The following is a 381-nucleotide window of genomic DNA, read 5'->3' as shown; positions in this document are numbered from 1 at the left end:
GCATTGCACATGGTGCTCGGCGAGCTTTATAGCAATGCACTGGAACATGGTGTACTAGGGCTGGATTCGGCGCTAAAGCATGATGCAGCAGGTTTCGCACTGTATTATCAGCAGCGCGCCGAGCGGCTTGGCATGCTTCAGACCGGGTTTATCCGCGTGACTGTGCGGGTCGAGCCGGTCGCAGCGGGTGGTCGGCTGACCCTCAGCGTGGAGGACAGTGGTCAGGGATTTGATATTGAAAAAGTCCGGATGCAGATACCTGCGGGCAATGAGCTGTATGGTCGCGGGCTCCGCCTGGTGTGTGAATTGAGTCGTGAGGCTCGATGGTCCGCGGATGGCAGGACGGCCTGCGTGGAATTTTCCTGGGAGGGAGTGGCATAA

1 protein-coding gene is annotated in these 381 nt (G+C 58.3%); it reads left to right on the top strand.

Translation table 11 applies throughout. From position 1 onward, the window contains the following. A partial coding sequence (locus ALO43_RS16295; RefSeq protein WP_162235599.1) for an ATP-binding protein occupies positions 1 to 381 on the top strand: 381 nt, incomplete at its 5' end.

Origin of the sequence: Pseudomonas tremae (assembly GCF_001401155.1) — a bacterium.
GTDB classification, from domain to species: domain Bacteria; phylum Pseudomonadota; class Gammaproteobacteria; order Pseudomonadales; family Pseudomonadaceae; genus Aquipseudomonas; species Aquipseudomonas tremae.
Note: the sequence above shows the minus strand (reverse complement) of the source record. Positions and strands in the feature narration are given on the sequence as shown.